Source organism: Methylobacterium sp. WL6 (assembly GCF_008040095.1).
Taxonomy (GTDB): Bacteria; Pseudomonadota; Alphaproteobacteria; order Rhizobiales; family Beijerinckiaceae; genus Methylobacterium.
In genome coordinates this window covers 1-2,704 of record NZ_VRVH01000447.1, presented here as the reverse complement: position 1 = coordinate 2,704, position 2,704 = coordinate 1, and the positions used below count along the sequence as shown (strand labels likewise).

General features: G+C 72.8%; 2 protein-coding genes and 1 pseudogene. All 3 read left to right on the top strand.

The genetic code is table 11. The features are described 5' to 3' along the window. Positions 1 to 644, top strand: a 644-nt coding sequence (locus FV230_RS26975; protein ID WP_147844559.1) for an SDR family NAD(P)-dependent oxidoreductase, incomplete at its 5' end; no start/stop codon positions are given. Positions 645 to 817: 173 nt separating this feature from the next. Beyond that, positions 818 to 2,440: a gamma-glutamyltransferase family protein gene (locus FV230_RS26970; RefSeq protein WP_147844558.1), complete on the top strand. Its 1,623-nt coding sequence runs from the start codon at positions 818 to 820 to the stop codon at positions 2,438 to 2,440. A 102-nt stretch (positions 2,441 to 2,542) separates the two neighbouring features. Continuing rightward, positions 2,543 to 2,704 (top strand): annotated as a pseudogene (locus FV230_RS31065) (alcohol dehydrogenase); the annotation flags it as partial.

The following is a 2,704-nucleotide window of genomic DNA, read 5'->3' as shown; positions in this document are numbered from 1 at the left end:
TTTACACCCACACCCCCCCAACCGCCCGGGGCGCTTGGCGGGGGGGCGGGTATTTTTTTAAAACACACGGCGCCGCGCCCGCGGGGGGGGGGGGGGCGGGGGCGCACGGCCTCGCCCGCATCCTCGTCAACTGCGCCGGCATCGCCCCGGCCGCCCGCATCGTCGGGCGCGACGGCCCGGCCTCGCTCGACGGCTTCGCCCGGGTGATCCAGGTCAACCTCGTCGGCTCGTTCAACCTGATGCGGCTGGTGGCGGCGGGCGCCGCTGGGCTCGACCCGCTCGAGGGCGGCGAGCGCGGGGTGATCGTCTCCACCGCCTCGATCGCCGCCTACGAGGGACAGGTCGGCCAGGCCGCCTACGCCGCCTCGAAGGCGGGCGTCGTCGGGCTGACGCTGCCGGCGGCCCGCGAGCTCGCGCCGCTCGGCATCCGCGTCTGCGCGATCGCGCCGGGCATCTTCGGCACGCCGATGCTGCTCGGCCTGCCTCAGGACGTCCAGGACAGCTTGGGGGCCGCGGTGCCCTTCCCCGCCCGCCTCGGCCGGCCGGAGGAATACGCCGACCTCGTGCTGGCGATCGTCTGCAACCCGATGCTCAACGGCGAGACCATCCGCCTCGACGGCGCGTTGCGCATGCAGGCGCGCTGATCCGCGCACGAATCCTGCGTCGCAACGAAGGGAAGTCCGAAGGGATCGTCCCTTCGGCAGGGGTCGGGCGGAGCCCGACGAACCGACCGGGCTTCGCCCTCGGCCCCGGACAAGGGATGACCCCTTATCGAAACCCGGACGTCACGCGCCGACCCTCAGTGAGCTGACCCGACATGTCGCAAACCTTCGACTGGACCTCCGCCTATCCCTCGATCCGCATGCCGATGTTCGGCCGCAACGTGGTCGCGACCTCGCACGCGCTGGCGGCGCAGGCCGGGATGCGGATGCTGTGGAAGGGCGGCAACGCGGTCGACGCGGCGATCGCCACCGCCGCGGCGAAGACGCTGACCGAGCCGTGCAGCAACGGGCTCGGCTCGGACGCCTTCTGCATCCTCTGGGACGGCCAGGAACTGCACGGCCTGAACGCCTCGGGCGGGGCGCCGGCCGCCTGGACGCCGGACTACTTCGCCCGGAAATACGGCCCGGCCACGCGGCCGCCGATGCGCGGCTGGGATTCGGTGACGGTGCCGGGCGCCGTCGGCGCCTGGGTCGCCCTGTCCGAGCGCTTCGGCAAGCTGCCCTTCGCCGACCTGCTGGAGCCGGCCATCGAGATCGCCGAGCGCGGCTACCTCGCGCCGATCGTGGTGCAGCAGAAATGGGCCGCCGCGGCAGCGGTCCCCGACCTCGTGCGCCAGCCGGGCTTTTCCGAGTTCTTCCTGCCCCGCGGCCGCGCGCCGGATGTCGGCGAGCTGGTGACGCTCAGGGCCGCCGCGCGGACGCTGCGCACCATCGCCGAGACGAAGGGCAAAGCCTTCTACGAGGGCGAGATCGCCGAGGCCATGGCGCGGCACGCGGGCGCGAACGGCGGCGCGATGACGCTCGCGGACCTGTCCGCCTACCGCCCGGAATGGGTGACGCCGACGCGCAAGGACTACCGCGGCTACACGCTGCACGAGATCCCGCCGAACGGGCAGGGCATCGCCGCGCAGATCGCGCTGGGCATCCTCGAGAGCTTCGACCTCGCCGGGATGGCGGTGGACGGGGCGGAGGCGCAGCACCTGCAGATCGAGGCGATGAAGCTCGCCTTCGCCGACACCTACGCCCACGTCGCCGACGGGCCCGCGATGCGGGTGAGCCCCGAGGCGATGCTCGACGACGCCTACCTCGCGTCCCGCGCCAAGCTGATCGACCCGCGCCGCGCGCAGGATTTCGGCGCCGGCAACCCGGTCCGCGGCGGCACGATCTACCTCACCGCCGCCGACGAATCCGGGATGATGGTGAGCTTCATCCAGTCGAACTTCATGGGCTTCGGCTCCGGCGTGGTGGTGCCGGAGTGGGGCCTGTCGCTGCAGAACCGCGGCTACGGCTTCGTCCTCGACGAAGCGAGCCCGAATTGCGTGGCGCCGGGCAAGCGCCCGTTCCACACCATCATCCCCGGCTTCCTCACGCAGGGCGGCGCCCCGGTGATGAGTTTCGGCGTGATGGGCGGCAACATGCAGCCGCAGGGCCACGTGCAGACGCTGGTGCGGATGATCGACCACGCCCAGAACCCGCAAGCCGCCTGCGACGCCCCGCGCTGGCGCTTCAACCAGGGCCTCGAGATCAACGCCGAATCCGCGATGCCGGCGGACACGCTCGACGGCCTCGTCGCCCGCGGCCACCGGGTCGCGGTGATCCGGGACAGCTACCAGGATTTCGGCGCCGGCCAGTTCATCTGGCGCATGGGCGACCCCGGCGTCGAAGGCTACGCCGCCGCCAGCGACCCGCGCCGCGACGGGCAGGCGGTGGTCTGGTGAGGCCGGGGCGCCCCGACGCGGCATCCCGGGTCGCCGCTGGCGATCGCGCGCCGAGCGGTTAGGCTGGCGCGGCGAAACATCCGTCCGCCGAGGCTCCCGGCCATGAACCCGTTCCTGTTCCAGACCACGCCGAACCTGCTGTTCGAGGCCGGGGCGGCGGGCAAGATCCCCGAGCTGGTCGCCAAGTTCGGCGCGCGAACCATCCTGCTGGTGACCGACCGGGGCGTGCGCGCCGCCGGGCTGACGCGGGCGGCCGAGGCGGCG

Bases quoted from the DNA above. Each gene is read 5' to 3' on its own strand.
- FV230_RS26970 (WP_147844558.1), top strand. From the start codon at position 818: ATGTCGCAAACCTTCGACTGGACCTCCGCCTATCCCTCGATCCGCATG.